Below are 21,270 nucleotides of genomic sequence, written 5' to 3'. Positions count from 1 at the left end.
CGTATGAGAGTATTTTTGATCCTGCCGATCGTTGCCCTTGCGGGCTGTTCCACCCCATCCTTCCAAAGCGTGTTTGGGGGTGCTGCAACACCCGCTGTGGCGGCACCTGTGCCAACCCTGAACCCCGCACCGCCGCCACCACCGCCGGTGACCGCCACGACCGTGGAACAGTTCGACACAACGAGTCAGGAAGAACGTGATGCTGCCGTTGTGGTCGAAGAACCCGCAGAAGATCAGGCGCTTGGCACGACAATCGCGTCACTTGGACCGCCGGCAGAGCCAGGAATTTGGCTGAAAACACCTTTGGTCACTGCACTTACAGCTGGTCGTGCAGAGTACCAAGGTAAAACGATCAACCTTGAACTACGTCCGTCCGGTGGCGCCGCCGGGTCGGGCAGCCAGATGAGCCTGGCGGCCATGCGGTTGATTGAAGCGCCCTTGACATCGCTGCCAGAAATCACGGTTTTCGCGGCACCCTAATCTGGCAATTTGCGACCGGCCTCTTTCGCGGCAAACGGCTTCATGTCTGCGTTATGCGTCTGTAGAAAGCCGCGCACGCGGTCTGGGTCATGTTTGGACAACTCGCGCAGCCACCAGGCGATGGCCTTCTGAATAAACCAATCGTGATCAGTGACATAACCTGCAGCCCAGCCCAGCACGCGGTCACGGATCGCCAGATCGGCGGGCTTGGGATGGTTCTGCTTGGTCCAAGGCAAGGTCATCACGAGTGCCGCGCGCCGCGTCCACAGGTGATCGGATGTGGTCCATGTCTCGACCAAATCCAGACGGTCGGTATCCGCAACAAGACGCTTTTGCCCGGCGATACTGGCGTGATCGGCCACCGCCCATGCATCAAACTCAGGCACCCATGATACAATCAGATCCCAGGCACCTGCATCATCGGGCCGGATCCGCGCCTGTGTCAGCAGCTTCGCGGCAGCAATCCTGCCCTCATGCGTATTTCCCCTCCACAGGCTTTTCGCCAGCGCCAGTCGTGCATCAAGATCAATCTCGGCACGCCATGCTTTCACATGTTCATCAATAATAGGATTGGCGACACCTAGGTACGGTCGGTCCACCTTGTGATACTTGTGCATCTCGACAGCTTTGGCTGGGTCACCTAAGGCGCGCAGCTGCGCGATCGCGGCTTTGGGCGTCGTCATTCCACGGTGACCGATTTGGCAAGGTTACGTGGTTGGTCCACATCCGTGCCCTTGGCCACTGCGGTATGATAGGCGAGCAGTTGCGCGGGGATTGCATAAAGGATGGGGGCGAGGAACGCGTCAATCTCCGGCATGATAATCGTGTCCCAAACGCCTTCGCCGGCTTCATTCGCACCCTCTTGATCCGTGATCAACAGCACTTTGCCACCACGCGCCATAACCTCTTGCATGTTCGAAACCGTCTTGTCGAACAGGCTGTCGCGGGGGGCCATGACGATGACGGGAACGTGTTTGTCGACCAAAGCGATCGGTCCGTGTTTTAACTCACCAGAGGCATAAGCTTCGGCATGTATATAGCTGATTTCTTTTAATTTTAAGGCACCCTCAAGCGCCAGCGGGTACATCGCGCCGCGCCCCAGAAACAGGATATCGCGGGTTTCAGCCAATTTGCGCGAGATGTCCTTGGTTTTGTCCTCAATCCCCAGCGCGTGGTTCAACAACCCCGGTAGGCTGCGTAGGTTGGCCAGTTTCGCGGCCATCTCGGCATCGGATAATTTGCCGCGCATCTGGGCGGCGCGCAACGCGAGGATCGCGAGTGTTGTCAGTTGGCAGGTGAAGGCTTTGGTCGATGCGACCCCAATCTCGGTACCTGCCAGGATCGGTAAGGGCAGATCGCTTTCGCGCGCAATGGAACTTTCGGGGACATTCACAACCGATACGATCTTGGCAGCTTTGCCGTCCATATAGCGCAGGGCGGCCAGCGTATCTGCGGTTTCGCCGGACTGGCTGACGAACAGGGCTACAGTGCCCGCCGTGACAGGCGGTTCCCGATACCGGAACTCAGACGCGACATCGACCTCGACCGGGATGCCCGCGACCTGTTCGAACCAGTATTTCGCAACCAGACAGGCATAGAACGCGGTGCCACAGGCGACCATGGTCATACGCTCAACCTGCGCGAAGTCGATTTCGGGTTCCGGCATCGTCACCGCGGTGCCATCCGCGTTGATGTAATGCGACAGCGCACCTTGCAGAACGACAGGTTGTTCCGCGATTTCCTTGGCCATGAAGTGCTTGAACCCGGCTTTATCAACGCGGGTCGTATCAATCTGGATCGTCTTGACCGCGCGGTTGGCAATCGCGCCGTTTGCATCGCGGATTTCAACGCCATCGCGTGTAACCACCGCCCAATCACCCTCTTCCAGATAGCTGATCCGGTCGGTTATTGATGCGAGCGCGATGGCATCTGAGCCTACGAACATTTCACCGTCACCATATCCAATTGCCAACGGTGGGCCCTTGCGCGCGGCGATCAGCAGGTCGTCTTCGCCATCAAAGAGGAAACACAGGGCATAGGCGCCTTCGAGCCGGGCGATGGTTTGCTCTGCCGCATCGCGGGGGCTGAGACCCTGATCGCGATAGTAGTTCGCCAACAAGGCCACGGTTTCCGTGTCGGTGTCAGTTTCGAAGCCAATGCCTTGATCGGCCAGAAAGCTGCGCAATTCGCGGAAATTCTCGATAATCCCATTGTGCACTACAGCCACGCCACCCGCCTGATGCGGGTGTGCGTTACCTGCGTTGGGTGCGCCATGGGTGGCCCAACGGGTGTGGCCGATGCCGGCTTTGCCCGCCAGCGGATCATGCACCAACACGTCTGACAGGTTCACCAGCTTGCCAACCGCCCGCCGCCGATCCAGCCGCAGATCGTTGATCGTGGCGATCCCCGCGCTGTCATAGCCCCGATACTCAAGGCGTTTGAGCGCCTCGACCAATAATGGGGCTGCTTCATGATCGCCCAATACGCCGACAATACCACACATGGTTCAGGCCCCTTTTTGCTTTTTGGTTTTGAGTTTTTCGAACAAGCGGAGTGCAAAGCCTGCCTTGTTTTCTTGTTTCGCGCGCGCCACGGCCAAATCACCGGGCGGCACGTCTTTTGTCACGACAGACCCGCTGCCGGTCATCGCCTGATCGCCTATGGTGACAGGGGCGACCAGCATGGTGTTAGAGCCGATGAAGGCATCTTCTCCGATGGTTGTTTTGTGCTTGAACACGCCGTCATAATTGCAGGTGATCGTGCCTGCGCCGATATTGCTGCGCGCACCAATGGCAGCGTCGCCGATGTAGGACAGGTGGTTGACCTTGGCACCTTCAGCGATCTGCGCATTTTTGATTTCAACAAAGTTGCCGACTTTGGTGTTCTCTGCCAGTTCCGCGCCGGGACGCAAGCGGGCATAGGGTCCGACAACTGCGCCGCGCGACACATGGCAACCTTCCAGATGGCTAAAGGCGCGGATGGTTGCACCGGTTTCGACTGTCACGCCGGGGCCAAACACGACGTTGGGTTCAATCACTGTGTCGCGTCCTATGACGGTGTCATGGGCGAAAAAGACCGTGTCCGGTGCGGTCAACGTGACCCCATCCTCTTGCGCAGCAGCCCGCGTTTTGGCTTGGAACAGCGCCTCTGTATTGGCCAGTTCCGCGCGGGAGTTGATACCAAGCGTCTCAGCCTCTTCGCAGCGCACGACCGTCGCTGTCAGGTCGCGTGCCCGCGCGATGCCGATGATGTCAGTCAGATAATACTCGCCTGCGGCATTTTCATTGCCCACAGCGTCCAGCAGTTCAAACAGCGTCCGGCTATCTGCTGCAATAACGCCGCTGTTGCAAAGCGCTACAGCGCGTTCTTCGTCCGATGCGTCCTTGAACTCAACAATCCGGTCCAACTGGTCGTCTTGCATGATCAAACGGCCATAGCGGCCCGGATCAGCGGCTTCAAAACCCAATACGACAACGTCATGGGTCAGCCGTGCGGCGGTCATTGCGGCCAGTGTCTCGGGCCGGATAAACGGTGTATCGCCATAAAGCACCAACGCGTCGCCATCGAAACCGTCCAGCGCAGCGCGGGCTTGGTTGACGGCATGCGCCGTGCCCAACTGTTCGGACTGGAGCGCGATGGTCACACTTGGGTCGTAGGCCGTTGCGGCTTTCTCTACCTGTGCCGCCCCGTGGCCCGCAACGACAACTGTGCGTTCAGGGTTCAATGCGGCCCCAGACTTCATGGCATGCACGAGCATCGGAGCGCCAGCAATTTCATGCAGCACTTTCGGCAGGTCAGAATTCATGCGTGTGCCCATGCCTGCGCCCAGGATGATTAATGCGGTTGCCATTGCTGCCTCGAACCTTGTTGTTGTCCCGTCTTCTACTGCCCTTTTTGATTATCACAAGGGGATGGGGGTTCACATCAGTTTACATGGCGTTACAGAGAGTGATGAAACAAGGGGCAGAGCCATGACGAAGCGGACAGTGATTTTTGATCTTGATGGGACGCTAGCCGACACCAGCGGTGACCTGATTGCAGCTGCAAACAGCTGTTTTCGTGGGCTGGGTTTGGGCGACCTGCTGGACCATAGGCAAGACGCCGCAACTGCGCTGCGCGGCGGGCGCGCGATGCTGCGGTTGGGGTTTTCGCGGGTCGATGGTTTTGGTGAGGCTGAGGTTGACAGGCAATACCCGGCGCTGCTGGCGGCTTATGCAGATGATATTGATACACATACGGTGATGTACCCGGGAGCGATGGATGCAGTCGAAAGGTTGCTTGCGGCCGACTACGCCGTCGGGATTGCAACCAATAAGCCAGAAGGGCTGGCCGAAACTCTGATGACCAGCCTCGGTGCGCGCGATGCTTTTTCTTCACTGATTGGTGCGGACACTTTGCCCGTGCGCAAACCCGACCCCGAACATCACTTTGAGGCAGTACGGCGGGCAGGGGGTGATCCGGCGCGATCGCTCTTGGTGGGCGATACGGCGACTGATCGTGATACGTCGCGCAATGCGGGTGTGCCGTCCGTCTTGGTCACATTCGGGCCGGGTCGCGATGATGTTTTGGCGCTTGATCCAGAGGCGACGATTGACAGCTACAGCGAACTTGATGAGGTGGTGGCGCGTCTGATCGGGTAATCTGGCGCTATGACCTGCGCCAAAGTGGGCATTTGACGTGGGCCAAAAGCGCCTAGAGAATGGTGCCATGACAGAGATTTTCACCGGCAGTTTTACCCAGCAGGAACCGATCCCCGAGGAAGGGATCGCGGCGGCCAATGCGGTGATGCAATCAGGCCGTTTGCACCGCTACAACACCAGCGGAGATGAGATTGCCGAAGCCGCGCTGCTGGAAGAGGAATTCGCCGCAACCGTAGGTGCGAAGTACTGCCTTGCGGTCGCCTCTGGCGGCTATGCGATGGCGACGGCTTTGCGCGCTTCGGGCGTGCGGCATGGTGACAAGGTGTTGACCAACGCCTTCACTCTGGCCCCGGTGCCCGGTGCGATTGCGGCAGTAGGTGGCACGCCGGTCTTTGTTGGCGTGACCGAAGACCTCGTGGTTGATCTGGACGATTTGGCGGCCAAGCTGGATCAGGCCCGCGTTCTGCTGCTCAGCCACATGCGCGGTCATATCTGCGATATGGACCACCTTATGGCGCTCTGTGAAGCGGCCGGCGTCGCCGTGATCGAAGATTGCGCACATACAATGGGTGCGGCCTGGAACGGTGTCCCCAGCGGACGCTGGGGTCGGTTCGGGTGTTATTCAACGCAAACCTATAAACACATCAATTCCGGCGAGGGTGGGTTCCTGATTTGCGATGATGCCGAGGATATGGCGCGGGCCATCATGCTGTCAGGCAGCTATATGCTGTTCGAAAAACACCGCGCGGCCCCACCGGTCGAGACGTTTGCCAAGATAAAATATGAGACACCCAATATTTCTGGCCGAATGGACAATCTACGGGCGGCTATTCTGCGACCACAGCTGCGCAATCTCAAAAATCAGTGTGACGCATGGAACGCCAGATATCGCGTTTTGGAGGCGGGCCTTGCCGATACGCCCGGCCTACGGTTGATCCCGCGTCCGGACAAAGAACAATTTGTGGCATCATCTTTTCAGTTTCTACTGCTGGATTGGTCTGCCGCTGCGGTCCAAGAGGTGCTGGGCCGCTGTGCAGCGCGCGGGGTCGAGCTAAAGTGGTTCGGCGGTGCGGAACCCAAAGGCTTTACATCACGCTATGACAGCTGGCGGTATGCACCGTCCGCGCCGATGCCTGCCTCTGACCGCGTACTGGCTGGCGTAATCGACATGCGCCTGCCTTTGACGTTCAGTTTGGAAGATTGCGCGTTGCTGGCACGGATCATCAAAGGCGAGGTCGCCGCAGTCTATCAAGGACAAGCCGCCGCAGAGTGACTTGCCACCGGAGCCGCATCAGCTAGGCTTCAGCGCATGACCGACCGCCCAGATATCGCTGATTGTCCGGACGCTGCGACCTTTCGCGCGTGGTACTACTTAAAAGAAGAACTGGTGGCTTTTGCCCGTGCCAAAGGTATCAAGACGACGGGCGGCAAATTCGAGATCGCGGATCGTATTGCCTACTTCCTTGATCACGGCACCCCGCCGGTCGAAGCAAAAAAGACGAGGCACCCGCAATCAAATTTCGACTGGCACAGCGCCCCTTTGGCACCGGAGACAGTCATCACGGATAGTTATAAGAACACCCAGAATATGCGGCGCTTTATGCAGGCGGCAATCCCCGGCTACAAATTCTCGATACCCTTCATAGAATGGATGAAAGCGAATGTCGGCAAAACGCTGGCGGATGCAGTGGAAGAAGCCAAGCGGATCGAGGCGGATAAGAAGGCGGGCAAAAGGCAGCCCGATCAACCGCATAATCAGTATAACGCCTATACCCGGGCGTATTTCGCCCATGTGACGAATGGATCGCAGCAAGAGGTGCGCAGACTCTGGGCTTTGCGGCGCAAACGGCCGGGACCTTATGTGTTTCGCCCGTCTGATCTGGATCTTCTACAAGAGAAATGACTGGACAGTGTGGCGCGATGCGTTCTATAAATGAACAAGCGTTCAATTAACTGGAGCAAGCCCATGTTTCATGCCTCAATGACCTTTGATCTGGGCGAGGATGTGAATGCCCTGCGCGATATGGTGCACGACTGGGCGCAGACACGGGTCAAGCCCATGGCGGCCCAGATCGACAGCGACAACGCATTCCCGCCCGCGCTTTGGCGTGAAATGGGCGAGCTAGGCCTGCTGGGCGTCACCGTCGATGAGGACTATGGGGGCGCAGGTATGTCTTACCTCGCGCACACCGTGGCCATCGAGGAAGTTGCGCGGGCCAGCGCATCTGTCAGCCTGTCTTATGGCGCGCATTCGAACCTTTGCGTCAATCAGATCAAGCTGAACGGGACAGCGGAGCAGAAGGCGAAATACCTGCCGCGTCTGATTTCTGGCGAGCATGTCGGCGCGCTTGCGATGTCAGAGGCAGGGGCGGGATCGGATGTCGTGTCCATGTCCTTGCGGGCAGAGAAGCGCAATGATCATTACCGCCTGAACGGAAACAAATATTGGATCACGAATGGGCCAGACGCTGACACGCTGGTTGTCTATGCCAAGACTGACCCCGATGCGGGACCCAAAGGGATCACGGCCTTCCTGATCGAAAAGGAAATGACTGGCTTTTCAACCTCACCCCATTTCGACAAGCTAGGGATGCGCGGGTCCAACACGGCAGAGTTGGTGTTCGACGACGTCCAAGTGCCTTTCGAAAATGTACTGGGTGAAGACGGCAAAGGCGTGCGCGTTTTGATGTCCGGTCTTGATTACGAGCGGGTGGTGCTGGCGGGCATCGGTCTTGGCATCATGGCCGCCTGTCTGGATGAGGTGATGCCCTATGTCAGCACCCGCAAACAATTTGGCGAACCCATCGGGAATTTCCAACTGATGCAAGGCAAGCTGGCGGATATGTACACGGCGATGAATTCTGCCCGCGCCTATGTGTATGAGGTCGCGCGGGCCTGCGACCGGGGCACGGTCACGCGGCAAGATGCGGCGGCCTGCTGTCTTTATGCATCAGAAGAGGCGATGAAGCAGGCGCATCAAGCCGTGCAGGCGATGGGCGGGGCCGGGTTCCTGAACGATGCGCCTGTCGCACGCATCTTCCGCGACGCCAAGCTGATGGAGATCGGGGCAGGGACGTCCGAGATCAGACGGATGCTGGTCGGGCGCGAGATGATGGGGGCGATGGGGTGAAACGCACCTATCTCTTTCTACCTGTGGCGGCCCTCATCGCCTTTGCCGCCTACCTTGGGTTGCAGTCCGGTCAGGTGCCTGGTGAGACCGATATTATCAACCGCTACGCAGCGGCCTATCTGGAAACGGCCCCTGATGGTGCGGCCCCAACAGATTGCGCCGCCAGTCCGCACCCGGATGATGGCATACGCATGGTGATCGCCTGCGCACACCCTGCCGGGCTGACCACCACGTATTTCGTGGGGCCGCGGGGAGAAGCACTGCCGACACCACAAGGACCAACGACATGATGCATTCAGAAACAGCCATACTGTTAGCCTTCGCTCTAGGCGTTGCCCAGCCTGCGCTAGCTCAAGACCTGATATATGCCGACAGCCATACCGAAGCCTGCATGCAAGAGGCCGCCGGTCCCGGTGAGCGTCATGCCTGCATTGGCGCCTCGGCCGATCAATGCATGATCGACACACCGGGTGGCGATAGTACTATCGGCATGGGCGGTTGTCTGCAGAACGAGCGAAACTACTGGGATGGCCGTTTGAATGCGGTCTACCAAGAATTGCTGTCCCAGCACGTCGATGACGGCGTGGTCTTGGACAATCTGCGTCACATGCAGCGTGCATGGATCACCTACCGCGACGCCCGCTGCGACTATGAATTTGTACAGTGGGGCGGCGGGACGGGCGGTGGACCCGCTTCGCTGGCCTGTTTGATGCAGTCCACTGGCGAACAGGTGCTGGTGTTGGAGCAGAACCTGAGATGAATAATCGTGAACTACACCTTCAAGCGCTTGAAGATGTGCGTCTGGCAGCAGAGGCTGCGGCCCTCGGCGGTGGGGAAAAATCCCGTGCACGCCATCTATCACGCGGCAAGATGCTGCCGCGTGACCGGGTGGCAGGGTTGCTGGACCCCGGCAGCCCGTTTCTGGAAGTGGGGGCGACCGCAGCGCATGGCCTGTATGACGGTGCAGCCCCTTGTGCCGGTGTCATCGCGGGCGTGGGCCGGGTGAACGGCCATGAGGTCATGGTCGTCTGTAACGATGCCACCGTCAAAGGCGGCACTTACTATCCGATGACCGTCAAGAAACACCTGCGCGCCCAAGAGATTGCAGAGACCTGCCATCTGCCTTGTGTGTATCTCGTGGATAGTGGCGGGGCGAACCTGCCCAATCAGGATGAAGTATTCCCGGACCGCGATCACTTTGGCCGCATTTTCTACAATCAAGCGCAGATGTCGGCCAAGGGCATTCCACAGATTGCGGTGGTCATGGGGTCTTGTACCGCGGGCGGGGCCTATGTGCCTGCGATGGCCGATGTGTCGATCATCGTCAAAGACCAAGGCACGATTTTTTTGGCAGGACCGCCTTTGGTCAAGGCCGCGACCGGCGAGGTGGTCTCAGCCGAGGATTTGGGTGGTGGTGATGTGCACACGCGGCTGTCCGGCGTTGCGGATTATCTGGCAGAGGATGACGCCCATGCGCTGGCCTTGGCGCGACAGGCTGTGGCGTCTTGCAGACTTGGTAAATCATTGCAAGTCAATAGGTTGCCGCCTGAACCTCCTGTCTTTGATCCCGATACGCTCTTTGATGTGGTCCCCGCGGACCTGCGCACCACTTATGATATTCGAGAAGTCATCAAGCGTATTGTTGATGGGTCAAGATTTGATGAATTCAAAGCGCGGTTCGGGGAGACGCTGGTCTGCGGCTTTGCGCATATCGACGGCTGGCCCTGCGGGATTATCGCCAACAATGGCGTGCTGTTTTCGGAAAGCGCACAGAAGGGCGCGCATTTTGTTGAGCTGTGTAGCCAACGCAAAATCCCGCTCGTCTTTCTGCAAAACATCACGGGCTTCATGGTAGGGCAGAAATACGAAAACGAAGGGATTGCGCGGCATGGGGCCAAGATGGTCACGGCGGTTGCGACGACTAAGGTACCCAAGATCACGATGGTCGTTGGGGGGTCCTTTGGAGCTGGAAATTATGGCATGTCTGGAAGGGCTTATAGTCCGAACTTTATGTGGTCATGGCCGACGTCGCGCATTTCCGTGATGGGCGGCGAACAGGCCGCTGGCGTGCTGGCGACGGTCAAACGGGATGCCATTGAGCGGGCCGGCGAAAGCTGGTCAACCGAGGATGAAGCCGCCTTCAAACAGCCCACGATTGATATGTTCACCGAACAATCGCACCCTCTCTACGCCAGCGCGCGCCTATGGGATGACGGCATCATCGACCCGCGCAAAAGCCGCGAAGTTCTGGCCTTGTCGCTGGCCGCATCTATGAATGCACCGATCGAGGAAACACGCTTTGGCGTGTTCCGGATGTGATGTACGGAATGTGTACAGAACCTGTACATACGCCGTACGTACAGCGCACCATACACGGGGGTGTCGATGCGTAGTCTGAAAGATCGCTTGATCGGGCAGTTGCCAGAGCTGAAATTGCCGACCATTGGCAAGCCGGTCGATGTCCCCGTCTATGTCATCCACAATTCGGGCGACGCGGAAGACTACTTTTTTATTTTCGATTTCGAGCAATTCGTCGAGCGGTCCCGGTCGGGCATCTTCGTGCGACCCCGGTTAAAACTTTGGGCGGGGCGGAGCGATTTCGGGCGCGGGGCCTTTGCGCGCCAATTCCGGGAGAGTTTCGCGCGCGAGTTTGATGCGGCCCGTGCGGCGCTGGCGGAGGGCGGCGGCAAAAAGAATGGCTGGTTTAGTTGGGGTCTTGGCAAGGATCTCTTGAGCGGTGCCATCAGCGGATTTGTGGCCAATATCGTGCTGTTGGTGGCGACTTCCGCCGGCAAGATGATTTGGTCGTCGCTGCCACTGCCAGGCTTTCTGCGCGAAAAAAGCGATACCGAAAAGCTGGAGGCCAGCATCGCGGAGACGCAAAGCAAGGTGGATGAGGCGCTGGCTCTTATGGATATCACTCTGCACCGCGAGCTTTATGATCATGCGCGCAAACATGGACCGCTGTCGCAGCGCGACATGGACTATGACGCTTGGCCGTTGCCCTCATACGTCCGCACGCACCTGACGGACCGAACCTCGACATCATGGTGGTAGCGCATGTTCACTAAAATCCTCATTGCCAACCGCGGCGAAATCTCTTGTCGCGTCATACAGACCGCCCGCGCCATGGGCATTCGTACGGTCGCGGTCTATTCGGATGCGGACGCGCAGGCACTGCACGTCACTCAGGCAGATGAAGCGGTGCGTCTTGGCCCGGCCCCGGTCGCCGACAGCTATCTACGCGGTGATCTGATCATTCAGGCGGCTTTGAACACCGGGGCAGAGGCTATTCATCCGGGGTATGGTTTTTTGTCCGAAAATCCTGACTTTGTCGAAGCGGTCGAGAAAGCAGGCCTAGCATTCATCGGTCCGTCAGCCGATGCGATCCGGGCAATGGGGCTGAAGGATGCGGCGAAGGCCTTGATGGTCGAGGCCGGGGTGCCAGTGGTGCCGGGCTATCATGGCGAAAATCAGAATCCTGATTTTCTAAGCCAGCAGGCAGCAGAGATTGGTTATCCTGTGCTCATCAAGGCCGTCGCTGGCGGGGGCGGCAAAGGAATGCGCTTGGTCGAGGCCGCACCAGATTTTCTAGAAAATCTGGCCTCCGCGCAGGCCGAAGCCCAGACCGCCTTTGGCAACCCCGATGTTCTGGTTGAAAAATACATCACAGCACCCCGCCACATCGAGGTGCAGGTGTTCGGCGATGGCACGGATGCGGTGCATTTGTTTGAACGCGATTGTTCGCTCCAACGTCGCCACCAGAAAGTCATCGAAGAGGCACCGGCCCCGGGCATGACGGACGCCGTTCGTGCTGCAATGGGCGCGGCAGCGGTGAAAGCGGCCAAAGCGATTGGCTATGCGGGTGCTGGCACAATTGAATTTATTGTCGATGGTGGCGATGGGCTCCGTGCTGACGGGTTTTGGTTCATGGAAATGAACACCCGTTTGCAGGTAGAACATCCAGTCACCGAAGCTATCACTGGAGTTGATCTGGTCGCGTGGCAGTTGCGTGTTGCGGCGGGCGAACCGTTGCCAATGGCGCAAGACGACCTCCTGATCACCGGTCATGCGTTCGAGGCCCGTCTGTATGCCGAGGACGTGCCTGCGGGTTTCCTGCCATCGACCGGGGTCATCGATCATCTTGCCTTTCCGGACAATGCCCGCATCGACAGTGGTGTCGTGGCGGGGGATGAAGTCTCTCCCTGGTATGACCCGATGATTGCGAAAGTTACCGTGCATGGCCCGGATCGGGCCACAGCACTGCGATCTTTGTCGGCGGCGCTGGATGCGACGCAAGTCGCCGGAACCGTGACCAACCTCGATTTCCTGCGCCTGTTGGCGCGGGTGCCCAGTTTTGTCGCAGGTGAGGTCGATACCGGGTTGATCGCGCGGCATACAAGGGCGCTTTGTGCGCCGGTTGTTCCGACGCGCCACGATATCGCGATTGCCGCCGTCGTCGCCGCTGATCTGGATGATGCACCCATGACCGGCTTTACGCTTTGGACGCCTTTGGAACGGCGGATCGCATTGCAGCATGATGATGCAGAGTTGTCGGCACGTGTGATTGTCAAAGATGCCTCCACGTGTGATGTGCATATCAACGATGACGTCGTTGCGTTGCAAAAGCGCGGGGATCATTGGGGCACCCCGACGATACGCACGCCTACCGCGGTCACGGTGTTTGGGGCGACCAACGTGACGTTCGATATTGTCGATCCACTGGACCGTACCGACACGACCGCAGGCGGGGATACCGTCATGGCGCCGATGCCCGGGTTGGTGCGCGATGTTGCGGTGCAGGTGGGGCAGGCGGTTGCGCAGGGTGATCGCTTGATTGTTTTGGAAGCCATGAAGATGGAACATGTTTTGCGTGCGCCACGTGCCGGCATCGTTGCGGATGTGACGGTGTCCGGGGGTGATCAGGTCACTGCGGGCACACTGATGGTCCGGCTGGAGGGCGAAACATGATCAGGCTGCATCACTGTCCGCAAACCCGTTCTATGCGCAGCCTATGGTTGCTGCACGAACTGGGCGTTGATTTCGAGGTCGTGGAGTATCCTTTTGACAAGACGCTTCGTGAAGAACCCTATCGTAGTCTAAACCCGACAGGACGTGTGCCAACGGTGGAGGTTGATGATGTCGTGCTGACAGAAAGCGGTGCGATTGCAGAGTATCTTTGCGACCGGTTCCCCCAAGCGGGTCTGGGTCGGGCCGTGGGCCACGTTGAACGCCCTGCTTGGCTGAACTGGATCCACTTTGCCGAGACGATCAGTCAGCACACTGCCGCCCTGACCCAGCAGCATATCGCGCTTTATGACGACAGCATGCGATCCCCGACAGTGATGAAACTGGAAGCGGCCCGGTTACGCAAAACGCTCTCGACCGTGGAGGTAATGCTGGATGCAGACTATTTGCTTTCTGATTTTTCCGCTGCGGATATTGGTGTCGGACAGGCGGTCTATATGGCTCAGCACTTTGTAGACCTCGCGACGTTTGAAAAGCTTTCGGACTGGTTTGATCGTTTGGCGCAGCGCCCGGCTTATCAGCAGTCCTTGCCAAAGGCGCCGGCCCTTTACGCAAAGGCCTTTTATCCGCCATGGGAAACGGCGCAATGAAAAGCACACAGACCCTACTGGGAAATGCCAGACCGCAGAGAGACCCGTGACTGACTTTGTACGCATTCACGAGGTGGGGCCGCGGGACGGCCTGCAGAATGAGGCGCGGGTCATACCTGTTGCCCAGAAAGTTGCGTTGATCGATCTGCTCAGCGGATCAGGCCTTCGCGATATCGAGGTTGGCAGCTTTGTCAGCCCCAAGTGGGTCCCTCAGATGGCCGATACGGACCGTGTCTTGGCAGAACTGAAGCCTGCCGCTGGTGTGCGCTACGCTGTTTTGGTTCCCAATATGCGCGGGTGGGAGGGCTTTCAGGCGGCCCGCCCAGGTGGGATGATCACGGACATCGCAGTCTTCATATCGGCGTCCGAGGGTTTTTCGCAAAGCAACCTCAACTGCTCAATTGCCCAGTCGGTTACGCGATTGCAGCCGGTGGTCGAAGCCGCGGCGGAGGCCCACGTCGCGGTACGCGGCTATGTCTCTTGCGTGACCGATTGTCCCTTTGACGGGCCAACATCGCCAGAACAGGTCGCGGATGCCGTCATGATGCTGCGCCAGCTTGCACCGATGCCGGTGTCACTGGGCGATACGCTGGGCAAAGGGACGCCGACCCGCATCGCGGCGATGCTTGAAGCAGTGATTGCGCGGGTGCCAGTGCATGAATTGGCCGGACATTTTCACGACACGGGCGGACAGGCCTTGGACAATATAGCGGTATCCCTTGATTTGGGCCTGCGGGCCTTTGATAGTGCCGTGGGCGGCTTGGGCGGATGTCCCTATGCCCCCGGTGCACCGGGGAATGTGGCGACCGAGGCGGTTCTTGATTTGTTGGACAGTCGTGGTTTTGAAACAGCTGTTGATCCTGACGTGATCGCGCAGGCTGCAACACTGGCAAGAGGTATGCGATGATTGATCTGACCGTAGATGCGCGCGGGGTGGCAACGCTGGCTTTGGCGCGGCCGGAGAAGCACAACGCTTTGTCGCAGTCCTTGATTGATGCCTTGCATGGGGCCGCAACCCAAATTGCCGCCGACAAAAACATCCGTGTTGTCATTCTGACGGGGCAAGGGCGTTCATTTTGTGCCGGTGGCGATTTGGGCTGGATGCAAGACCAAATGGCAGGGGATGCCGCGATGAAGCGGGCAGCAGCACAATCGATTGCGCAGATGTTGGGTGCGATCAACACGCTGCCGCAGCCGGTGATTGGGCGCATTCACGGCAATGCCTTTGGCGGCGGCGTTGGGATGGCTTGTGTTTGCGATGTCGTTGTCGCAGCTGATCACGCCAACTTCGGGCTGACCGAAACGAAACTCGGGCTGATCCCTGCAACGATCGGGCCCTACGTGCTGGCGCGGATGGGTGAGGCGCACGCGCGACGTGTCTTTATGTCGAGCCGGGTGTTTGACGCTGCCGAGGCCGTGACGCTGGGGATTGTCGCGAAAGCAGTGCCCGACGCGGATCTTGATGCGGCGGTTGCGTCAGAGGTGGACCCCTATCTTAAGTGCGCCCCGGGCGCTGTGGCCGCAGCAAAGGCATTTGCGCGCAGCTTGGGGCCAAAAATTAACGAATCAGTGGTAGAACGCTCAATAGATGCTCTGATTGCGCAATGGGATGGGGATGAAGCCAAAGAAGGCATTTCCGCCTTCTTTGATCGGCGCAAACCCAGTTGGGACGCCACGTCACCGTCTTAATTGCCAGATTTGCGTCTCACTTCTGACGGATTTTAAGGCGAAATTTACGTCTCAAACAGGAGACGGAAATGCACTTTGACTGGCCGACAGCTGAACAGATGATGTATCGCGTGATGCGCTTGCGCCGCTTGGTCGCGCTTGCTGTCGCAATCCCCGTTGTTGTGATGCTTGGGCTTGCCCTTGTTGACCCATCCGCGCTGTCGCCGGAGCGCGCGACGCTTGCTTCGCTTGCCGTTGCGGTCCTTGTTGTCGGGCATGTTGTCCTGTTTCCCAACGTGACGCTTGAGACGATCAGCCTGTCACTTTCTGTGACCGTATTGGTTTTGGTGATGCCGTGGATCAAAGCGGTCGCCCATTGGGCACCGGCCGAGCATGTCCCTGCCGCGCTGACCATTCTTGTCGTATTCTCTGTGGCTGGAACGGGTGTTGTCATGGCGCTGTTGCAGCTTGCCCTGAATGCGCTGGCCTATGCGGGGCCGAACCTGCGTTTGCGTTTGAAAACCAGTGCGGTTTTGCCTTGCGCACCAACGGTTGCGCGGCGTCAATGCACGCTACAGCCGCGCACACGTCGCGGTCGCGTGCTTGCAGGTGCCGCTGATGAGGATGGTTTCTTTGATGTCGCTGTGGCGTCCAGTCATGTAGCGGACCCGGATGACCCAAGCCGCCCTATGGTCGTCAAGGTAGATGCGAAGGTGCTGTCGTCGACGGACGATCAGCATGATGTGATGATTGTTTTGCCGAATGGGTCTGTTACTGTCACGTCTCAGCGGTTCATTCAGAAGCCTGATGGTTGTCAGGTCGAAATTCTTGATATGCCGGGCGACTTCACGCTTGGGATGCATCTGATGTTTTGGCTGACAGACCAGCAGGCCGACAATCTGACCGAGATGACAGACGTCATTTTTGGCCATGATGATCGTGCGAACGGGTTGGCCCACGCCGTCTCACTCTTGTCAGTGGCGGGCACGCTTTTGTCGCCACGCCAACCGGTTGCCAATCGCGCCGACTAACGTCGTTTAAACTGCCATTTCAGGGGCGGCCGTTGGTTGACCCTTTGGGGCGGCAACGGTATGCATCTTTCAGCTAACACAGGTCTATGCCCCGCACAGGCCGAGCCGAAAGGAATACCCCTTGCAGGAAATGCTTTCCGAATACCTGCCGATCATGATCTTTTTGGGTCTTGCAATCGCGCTTGGTCTAATCTTGATCGTTGCAGCCGCGATTGTTGCGGTGCGCAATCCGGATCCTGAAAAGGTGTCGGCGTATGAATGCGGGTTTAACGCCTTTGACGACGCGCGAATGAAGTTTGACGTCCGCTTTTACCTCGTCGCGATCCTCTTCATCATCTTCGATCTTGAGGTCGCGTTCCTGTTCCCATGGGCCGTCGCGTTCCAAGACGTGAGCATGGTGGGTTTCTGGTCAATGATGGTGTTCTTGGGCGTGCTGACCATCGGCTTTGCCTACGAATGGAAGAAAGGGGCGCTCGAATGGGAGTGATGACCGGAACCGCAGTGGGCGCTGATAAAGAACATGGCGCGCAGCTGATTAATTCTGAGTTGCAGGACAAGGGTTTCCTTGTGACCTCAACCGCTGACATCGTGAACTGGGCGCGTACAGGTTCGCTGCACTGGATGACCTTTGGCCTGGCCTGCTGTGCTGTTGAGATGATGCATACGTCAATGCCGCGATATGATCTGGAGCGGTTTGGCACGGCACCGCGTGCATCCCCGCGTCAGTCTGACCTGATGATTGTTGCTGGCACGCTGACCAACAAAATGGCGCCCGCGCTGCGCAAGGTCTATGACCAGATGCCAGAGCCGCGCTATGTGATCTCTATGGGGTCATGCGCGAACGGCGGTGGATACTATCACTACAGCTATTCCGTTGTGCGCGGCTGTGACCGCATCGTGCCGGTGGATGTCTATGTGCCCGGCTGCCCGCCAACGGCAGAGGCGTTGCTGTATGGTATCCTTCAATTGCAGCGCAAGATGCGCCGGACAGGGACAATTGTACGATGACTGAAGCCCTGCAAGAACTCGGCACACACCTGGAGCTGAAGCGCACCGATTGCGTGTTGTCCTGGGAAGTGGCCCATGATGAGCTGACTGTGACGGTCGCACCATCCTCGCTGGTCAGCTTTGTGGATTTTCTTAAGACCGACGCGACCTGCAAATTCTCGTCGCTGATTGACATCACGGCTGTGGACTACCCCAGCCGGGCCAAGCGCTTCGACGTCGTCTATCATTTCCTGAGCATGTATCAGAACCACCGCATTCGTTTGCGGGTTCAGATCCGCGAAGAGGATATGATGCCATCTATCATGTCCGTCCACCCGTCGGCCAATTGGTTTGAACGCGAAGTCTTCGATATGTTCGGCATCCTGTTTTCGGGTCACCCGGATCTGCGCCGTATCCTGACGGACTATGGGTTTCGCGGGCATCCGCTGCGCAAGGATTTCCCGACAACGGGCTATACCGAGGTCCGCTATGACGAGGTGCAAAAGCGCGTTGTCTACGAACCCGTCAGCCTTGTGCAGGAATATCGCCAGTTCGACTTTATGTCGCCGTGGGAGGGTGCGGAATACATCCTGCCGGGCGATGAGAAGAAAGACGAGAAGGCAGGGTGATGACTGCACTGCCGGGCAAATGTATGTGCGGCGCGTGTAGCTTCACCGCGACACCGACGCCCGGTGGCCTGGGGGCAGGGGCCTGTCACTGCGGGATGTGTCGCAAGTGGTCTGGTGGGATGTATTTGTCTGTCGATTGCGGGTCTTCGGTGGTGTTCGAGGATGGCGCGCCGGTCGGTTCTTATAAAGGCTCGGAATGGGGTGAGCGCTTGTTTTGCAAGGACTGTGGCTCATCGCTGCTCTGGCAAACGCAAGACGGCCAAAATCAGCATGTTTCTATTCATGCGTTTGAAGATCCCGGCCAGTTTGAGATCGGGATGCAGGTATTCATCGACAAAAAGCCCGACAACTATGCGCTAGCGGCTGATACCAAGACGATGACCGAGGCAGAGGTTTTTGCGCTTTATGGCGCGGATGACGGTGCATCGTGAAACGCGTGATTATGTATCACGCGGCCTTTGTGTGTTTTGCGTTTTCCCCAAGCTATGGTGCGGCCCAGGATGTCTGGTCGCCTGACAAAATGTATTGCCTGATGTCGGCGGATGCTGCCGCGCCTTTGATGGCGCTTTGCCATGATAACTATGCCTATATTCTGCGGATCAGTCGTGGCGACAACGATATTGCAACCTTCAGAAGTGGCGACCTTGTCTCTGACGGTCAGAGAGCGGCTTTGCAGGTCGAAAACTGTTTTACGCGCGCTGACCTTTCATTGATGTGTATGTTCAAGGCCGCGGCGGGTGATGACTGACCCCAGCATTCTTTTTGGAATTGGCGCGACCAAGGCGGGCACGTCATGGCTTTATCGTTACCTGCATGACCATCCCGATTGCGCGATGCCAGCCGTGAAAGAAGCGCATTATTGGGACACTTTCGATGCGGATGCGCAGGGAAAGCAAATCACGAATTTCCGCGTGCGCCTGCGTGAATTGCGCGTGGCCAAGGACGATGCGGCTGAGGCCGGGCAGGGGTGGAAAGTCGACAACATGACCCGCCGGATCGATGAGATGAAACGCCTGATTGCTGTGTTAGAGACGGATCGTGGTGATGATGGCCGCTATGCCGCGTGGCTGTTGGAAGGGAGTGAGGGCGCGCGCGTCGTGGCCGACATGACGCCGAATTATGCCACGCTCCCCGATGAGATGCTCGGGCGGATGCTGGCGCTGTCACCCCACACAAAGTTCGTTTTGCTGATCCGCGATCCACTGGACCGGCTTTGGTCACATATTCGCATGCAGGCGCGCCGTCAGCGGCAGGCCCATGAGATCTATGAGAAGAAATCGAACAACATCTTGTATCGCATTCTGAACCGCGGGCAGGAGACCCATATCCTGGAACGGGGTGACTATCCAAAGATCATCCGCAAACTGCGTCGGGTAATCCCGGACGATCGCCTGAAAATTTTGTTCTCAGAAGACATGATGACGCAAGATGGGCTCTCGCAACTTTGCAGCTTCCTTGGTATTGAGACCGTGACACCCGCTTTGCCGGATCGGGTCCATCAGGGACCAGAGGTGGTAATGCTGGATAAATTGCGCCCACGTGCGTTGGGTTTGCTGAATGAACACTACGAATGGGTGGCGCGCAATGTCGGCCCCCTGCCACAGCGGTGGCAAGACAACCGAGCGAGGGCTTGAAAACATGATGGACGGCGATATCCGTGTGAACACCTATGATGATGGATCATCTGACGCAGCAACTGACGAGCAGCAGATTAGAAATTTCAACATCAACTTTGGCCCACAACACCCTGCTGCACATGGTGTTTTACGTTTGGTTCTAGAGCTGGATGGTGAAATCGTAGAGCGCTGCGATCCCCATATCGGCCTGCTGCACCGTGGCACTGAAAAGTTGATGGAATCGCGCACCTACCTACAAAATCTGCCGTACTTCGACCGTTTGGATTACGTGGCGCCCATGAACCAAGAGCACGCTTGGTGTCTTGCGATTGAAAAGTTGACAGGCACCGAAGTGCCGCGTCGCGCTAGCCTGATCCGCGTGCTTTATTCTGAGATTGGGCGCGTACTGAATCACTTGTTGAATGTCACGACGCAGGCCATGGACGTGGGTGCGCTGACCCCACCGCTTTGGGGGTTTGAAGAGCGTGAAAAGCTGATGGTGTTTTATGAGCGCGCTTGTGGTGCGCGCCTGCACGCTGCCTATTTCCGTCCCGGAGGGGTGCATCAGGATCTGCCCGATGAACTGGTCGAGGATATCGATGCGTGGGCTGTCGAATTCCCCAAAGTGCTTGATGATATCGACGGTTTGCTGACCGAGAACCGCATTTTCAAACAGCGTAATGCGGACATTGGCATCGTCACCGAAGAAGATATCCAAAACTGGAGCTTCTCGGGCGTGATGGTCCGCGGGTCCGGTTTGGCATGGGATTTGCGCCGTGCCCAGCCATATGAATGCTATGACGAGTTTGAATTCCAGATCCCTGTGGGCAAGAACGGCGATTGCTATGACCGCTACCTGTGCCGCATGGAAGAAATGCGCCAGTCCGTCCACATCATCCGCCAGGCCTGCGAAAAGCTGCGCCATGAAAAGGGCGACGTGATGGCGCGGGGCAAGATGACGCCACCGACGCGGGGCGAAATGAAAACCTCGATGGAAGCGCTGATCCACCACTTCAAGCTTTATACCGAAGGGTTCCACGTCCCGGCGGGCGAAGTTTATGCTGCTGTTGAGGCGCCCAAGGGTGAATTCGGCGTCTATCTGGTGGCCGACGGCACAAACCAGCCATATCGCGCCAAGCTGCGTGCGCCGGGCTATCTTCACCTGCAAGCGATGGACTATATCTGCAAAGGTCACCAGCTGGCTGATGTGAGTGCGATTATCGGGACGATGGACGTCGTTTTTGGCGAAATCGATAGATGACAACCGGCGATCTGCTCTTAGGGCTTTTGTTGTCCTTTGGGTTTTTTGTGTCGGCCTTTGTGTCACGCATTTTCAAACGTCGCTTGGCTGGTGTCATTATTGGTGGCGTTGCCGGATTGGCCGTCTCTGTCTTCGTCTTGGTTTACGGCCTGACGGATGTTTTCACGGTCGGGCCAGAAACACCGGCGAACTGAACAAAGCGGGAGCGAA

The 21,270-nt window shown here is 57.9% G+C and carries 25 protein-coding genes; 22 read left to right on the top strand and 3 right to left on the bottom strand.

The window, feature by feature from the left end:
- Positions 1 to 3 precede the first annotated feature (3 nt).
- Entirely contained in the window at positions 4 to 480 is a 477-nt protein-coding gene (locus ACZ1G5_RS02035; RefSeq protein WP_472731274.1) for a D-galactarate dehydratase, read from the top strand.
- Here ACZ1G5_RS02035 and ACZ1G5_RS02030 read toward each other — a convergent pair.
- Genes ACZ1G5_RS02030 through glmU form a run of 3 tightly spaced genes read right to left on the bottom strand, consistent with a single transcriptional unit; the run spans position 477 to position 4,330 of the window.
- Positions 477 to 1,163 (bottom strand): DNA alkylation repair protein, encoded by a 687-nt coding sequence (locus ACZ1G5_RS02030; protein ID WP_472731273.1) that lies wholly within the window; start codon positions 1,161 to 1,163, stop codon positions 477 to 479. The two genes, ACZ1G5_RS02035 and ACZ1G5_RS02030, sit on opposite strands and share 4 nt — an antisense overlap.
- Positions 1,160 to 2,983 carry a glutamine--fructose-6-phosphate transaminase (isomerizing) gene (glmS, locus tag ACZ1G5_RS02025; RefSeq protein WP_472731272.1) on the bottom strand — a complete coding sequence of 608 codons (1,824 nt, stop codon included), beginning with the start codon at positions 2,981 to 2,983 and terminating at the stop codon, positions 1,160 to 1,162. The genes ACZ1G5_RS02030 and glmS overlap by 4 nt, the downstream gene beginning before the upstream one ends.
- A 3-nt stretch (positions 2,984 to 2,986) precedes the next feature.
- Complete coding sequence (glmU, locus tag ACZ1G5_RS02020; protein ID WP_472731271.1) at positions 2,987 to 4,330, bottom strand: bifunctional UDP-N-acetylglucosamine diphosphorylase/glucosamine-1-phosphate N-acetyltransferase GlmU; 1,344 nt, start codon at positions 4,328 to 4,330, stop codon at positions 2,987 to 2,989.
- Between the two features lie 121 nt (positions 4,331 to 4,451).
- On the opposite strand from glmU, the gene ACZ1G5_RS02015 reads away from it, so the two are divergent.
- From ACZ1G5_RS02015 to ACZ1G5_RS01915, 21 genes are all read left to right on the top strand, one after another.
- Entirely contained in the window at positions 4,452 to 5,120 is a 669-nt protein-coding gene (locus ACZ1G5_RS02015; protein WP_472731270.1) for an HAD-IA family hydrolase, read from the top strand.
- A 67-nt stretch (positions 5,121 to 5,187) separates the two neighbouring features.
- Positions 5,188 to 6,393: a DegT/DnrJ/EryC1/StrS family aminotransferase gene (locus tag ACZ1G5_RS02010; RefSeq protein ID WP_472731269.1), complete on the top strand. Its 1,206-nt coding sequence runs from the start codon at positions 5,188 to 5,190 to the stop codon at positions 6,391 to 6,393.
- A gap of 36 nt (positions 6,394 to 6,429) precedes the next feature.
- A complete protein-coding gene (locus ACZ1G5_RS02005) occupies positions 6,430 to 7,023 on the top strand; it encodes a DUF6434 domain-containing protein (protein ID WP_472731268.1) in 594 nt (197 codons plus the stop codon).
- 63 nt (positions 7,024 to 7,086) lie between these two features.
- A complete protein-coding gene (locus ACZ1G5_RS02000) occupies positions 7,087 to 8,250 on the top strand; it encodes an isovaleryl-CoA dehydrogenase (RefSeq protein WP_472734253.1) in 1,164 nt (387 codons plus the stop codon).
- Positions 8,247 to 8,540, top strand: a complete 294-nt coding sequence (locus ACZ1G5_RS01995) for a hypothetical protein (RefSeq protein WP_472731267.1) — start codon at positions 8,247 to 8,249, stop codon at positions 8,538 to 8,540. Before ACZ1G5_RS02000 ends, ACZ1G5_RS01995 begins: the two co-directional genes overlap by 4 nt.
- Positions 8,537 to 9,010, top strand: coding sequence for a lysozyme inhibitor LprI family protein (locus ACZ1G5_RS01990; RefSeq protein WP_472731266.1), 474 nt, complete (start codon positions 8,537 to 8,539; stop codon positions 9,008 to 9,010). The genes ACZ1G5_RS01995 and ACZ1G5_RS01990 overlap by 4 nt, the downstream gene beginning before the upstream one ends.
- The gene (locus tag ACZ1G5_RS01985; protein ID WP_472731265.1) at positions 9,007 to 10,569 is read left to right on the top strand and encodes a carboxyl transferase domain-containing protein; all 1,563 of its coding nucleotides are present in this window, start codon (positions 9,007 to 9,009) and stop codon (positions 10,567 to 10,569) included. Before ACZ1G5_RS01990 ends, ACZ1G5_RS01985 begins: the two co-directional genes overlap by 4 nt.
- Positions 10,570 to 10,683: 114 nt before the next feature.
- Positions 10,684 to 11,307 carry a hypothetical protein gene (locus ACZ1G5_RS01980; protein ID WP_472731264.1) on the top strand — a complete coding sequence of 208 codons (624 nt, stop codon included), beginning with the start codon at positions 10,684 to 10,686 and terminating at the stop codon, positions 11,305 to 11,307.
- A gap of 3 nt (positions 11,308 to 11,310) precedes the next feature.
- Entirely contained in the window at positions 11,311 to 13,221 is a 1,911-nt protein-coding gene (locus ACZ1G5_RS01975) for an acetyl/propionyl/methylcrotonyl-CoA carboxylase subunit alpha (protein WP_472731263.1), read from the top strand.
- Positions 13,218 to 13,868 carry a glutathione S-transferase family protein gene (locus tag ACZ1G5_RS01970; protein WP_472731262.1) on the top strand — a complete coding sequence of 217 codons (651 nt, stop codon included), beginning with the start codon at positions 13,218 to 13,220 and terminating at the stop codon, positions 13,866 to 13,868. Before ACZ1G5_RS01975 ends, ACZ1G5_RS01970 begins: the two co-directional genes overlap by 4 nt.
- Positions 13,869 to 13,914: 46 nt before the next feature.
- Entirely contained in the window at positions 13,915 to 14,775 is an 861-nt protein-coding gene (locus ACZ1G5_RS01965; RefSeq protein WP_472731261.1) for a hydroxymethylglutaryl-CoA lyase, read from the top strand.
- Positions 14,772 to 15,557, top strand: coding sequence for a crotonase/enoyl-CoA hydratase family protein (locus ACZ1G5_RS01960; protein ID WP_472731260.1), 786 nt, complete (start codon positions 14,772 to 14,774; stop codon positions 15,555 to 15,557). The genes ACZ1G5_RS01965 and ACZ1G5_RS01960 overlap by 4 nt, the downstream gene beginning before the upstream one ends.
- Before the next feature lie 68 nt (positions 15,558 to 15,625).
- Positions 15,626 to 16,567 (top strand): hypothetical protein, encoded by a 942-nt coding sequence (locus ACZ1G5_RS01955; protein WP_472731259.1) that lies wholly within the window; start codon positions 15,626 to 15,628, stop codon positions 16,565 to 16,567.
- A gap of 121 nt (positions 16,568 to 16,688) precedes the next feature.
- On the top strand, positions 16,689 to 17,054 hold the full coding sequence (locus ACZ1G5_RS01950) for an NADH-quinone oxidoreductase subunit A (RefSeq protein ID WP_472731258.1): 366 nt from the start codon (positions 16,689 to 16,691) through the stop codon (positions 17,052 to 17,054).
- Positions 17,045 to 17,575, top strand: coding sequence for a NuoB/complex I 20 kDa subunit family protein (locus ACZ1G5_RS01945; protein ID WP_339952444.1), 531 nt, complete (start codon positions 17,045 to 17,047; stop codon positions 17,573 to 17,575). The genes ACZ1G5_RS01950 and ACZ1G5_RS01945 overlap by 10 nt, the downstream gene beginning before the upstream one ends.
- Positions 17,572 to 18,183 (top strand): NADH-quinone oxidoreductase subunit C, encoded by a 612-nt coding sequence (locus tag ACZ1G5_RS01940; protein WP_472731256.1) that lies wholly within the window; start codon positions 17,572 to 17,574, stop codon positions 18,181 to 18,183. The genes ACZ1G5_RS01945 and ACZ1G5_RS01940 overlap by 4 nt, the downstream gene beginning before the upstream one ends.
- Positions 18,183 to 18,614, top strand: coding sequence for a GFA family protein (locus tag ACZ1G5_RS01935; protein ID WP_472731255.1), 432 nt, complete (start codon positions 18,183 to 18,185; stop codon positions 18,612 to 18,614). Before ACZ1G5_RS01940 ends, ACZ1G5_RS01935 begins: the two co-directional genes overlap by 1 nt.
- The gene (locus ACZ1G5_RS01930; protein ID WP_472731253.1) at positions 18,611 to 18,931 is read left to right on the top strand and encodes a hypothetical protein; all 321 of its coding nucleotides are present in this window, start codon (positions 18,611 to 18,613) and stop codon (positions 18,929 to 18,931) included. Before ACZ1G5_RS01935 ends, ACZ1G5_RS01930 begins: the two co-directional genes overlap by 4 nt.
- Positions 18,924 to 19,817 carry a sulfotransferase gene (locus ACZ1G5_RS01925; RefSeq protein ID WP_472731252.1) on the top strand — a complete coding sequence of 298 codons (894 nt, stop codon included), beginning with the start codon at positions 18,924 to 18,926 and terminating at the stop codon, positions 19,815 to 19,817. Before ACZ1G5_RS01930 ends, ACZ1G5_RS01925 begins: the two co-directional genes overlap by 8 nt.
- 4 nt (positions 19,818 to 19,821) lie before the next feature.
- On the top strand, positions 19,822 to 21,060 hold the full coding sequence (locus ACZ1G5_RS01920; protein WP_472734252.1) for an NADH-quinone oxidoreductase subunit D: 1,239 nt from the start codon (positions 19,822 to 19,824) through the stop codon (positions 21,058 to 21,060).
- Positions 21,057 to 21,254, top strand: coding sequence for a hypothetical protein (locus ACZ1G5_RS01915; RefSeq protein WP_472731251.1), 198 nt, complete (start codon positions 21,057 to 21,059; stop codon positions 21,252 to 21,254). The genes ACZ1G5_RS01920 and ACZ1G5_RS01915 overlap by 4 nt, the downstream gene beginning before the upstream one ends.
- The last annotated feature ends 16 nt before the right edge of the window (positions 21,255 to 21,270 follow it).

Source organism: Yoonia sp. JB2-21 (assembly GCF_055693545.1).
Note: the sequence above shows the minus strand (reverse complement) of the source record. Positions and strands in the feature narration are given on the sequence as shown.

What these genes read in the sequence shown, in the direction of transcription:
- ACZ1G5_RS02035 (WP_472731274.1), top strand. Translation starts at nt 4, where the DNA reads ATGAGAGTATTTTTGATCCTGCCGATCGTTGCCCTTGCGGGCTGTTCC.
- ACZ1G5_RS02030 (WP_472731273.1), bottom strand. Translation starts at nt 1,163, where the DNA reads ATGACGACGCCCAAAGCCGCGATCGCGCAGCTGCGCGCCTTAGGTGAC.
- glmS (WP_472731272.1), bottom strand. Translation starts at nt 2,983, where the DNA reads ATGTGTGGTATTGTCGGCGTATTGGGCGATCATGAAGCAGCCCCATTA.
- glmU (WP_472731271.1), bottom strand. Translation starts at nt 4,330, where the DNA reads ATGGCAACCGCATTAATCATCCTGGGCGCAGGCATGGGCACACGCATG.
- ACZ1G5_RS02015 (WP_472731270.1), top strand. Translation starts at nt 4,452, where the DNA reads ATGACGAAGCGGACAGTGATTTTTGATCTTGATGGGACGCTAGCCGAC.
- ACZ1G5_RS02010 (WP_472731269.1), top strand. Translation starts at nt 5,188, where the DNA reads ATGACAGAGATTTTCACCGGCAGTTTTACCCAGCAGGAACCGATCCCC.
- ACZ1G5_RS02005 (WP_472731268.1), top strand. Translation starts at nt 6,430, where the DNA reads ATGACCGACCGCCCAGATATCGCTGATTGTCCGGACGCTGCGACCTTT.
- ACZ1G5_RS02000 (WP_472734253.1), top strand. Translation starts at nt 7,087, where the DNA reads ATGTTTCATGCCTCAATGACCTTTGATCTGGGCGAGGATGTGAATGCC.
- ACZ1G5_RS01990 (WP_472731266.1), top strand. Translation starts at nt 8,537, where the DNA reads ATGATGCATTCAGAAACAGCCATACTGTTAGCCTTCGCTCTAGGCGTT.
- ACZ1G5_RS01985 (WP_472731265.1), top strand. Translation starts at nt 9,007, where the DNA reads ATGAATAATCGTGAACTACACCTTCAAGCGCTTGAAGATGTGCGTCTG.
- ACZ1G5_RS01975 (WP_472731263.1), top strand. Translation starts at nt 11,311, where the DNA reads ATGTTCACTAAAATCCTCATTGCCAACCGCGGCGAAATCTCTTGTCGC.
- ACZ1G5_RS01970 (WP_472731262.1), top strand. Translation starts at nt 13,218, where the DNA reads ATGATCAGGCTGCATCACTGTCCGCAAACCCGTTCTATGCGCAGCCTA.
- ACZ1G5_RS01960 (WP_472731260.1), top strand. Translation starts at nt 14,772, where the DNA reads ATGATTGATCTGACCGTAGATGCGCGCGGGGTGGCAACGCTGGCTTTG.
- ACZ1G5_RS01955 (WP_472731259.1), top strand. Translation starts at nt 15,626, where the DNA reads ATGCACTTTGACTGGCCGACAGCTGAACAGATGATGTATCGCGTGATG.
- ACZ1G5_RS01945 (WP_339952444.1), top strand. Translation starts at nt 17,045, where the DNA reads ATGGGAGTGATGACCGGAACCGCAGTGGGCGCTGATAAAGAACATGGC.
- ACZ1G5_RS01940 (WP_472731256.1), top strand. Translation starts at nt 17,572, where the DNA reads ATGACTGAAGCCCTGCAAGAACTCGGCACACACCTGGAGCTGAAGCGC.
- ACZ1G5_RS01935 (WP_472731255.1), top strand. Translation starts at nt 18,183, where the DNA reads ATGACTGCACTGCCGGGCAAATGTATGTGCGGCGCGTGTAGCTTCACC.
- ACZ1G5_RS01925 (WP_472731252.1), top strand. Translation starts at nt 18,924, where the DNA reads ATGACTGACCCCAGCATTCTTTTTGGAATTGGCGCGACCAAGGCGGGC.
- ACZ1G5_RS01920 (WP_472734252.1), top strand. Translation starts at nt 19,822, where the DNA reads ATGATGGACGGCGATATCCGTGTGAACACCTATGATGATGGATCATCT.
- ACZ1G5_RS01915 (WP_472731251.1), top strand. Translation starts at nt 21,057, where the DNA reads ATGACAACCGGCGATCTGCTCTTAGGGCTTTTGTTGTCCTTTGGGTTT.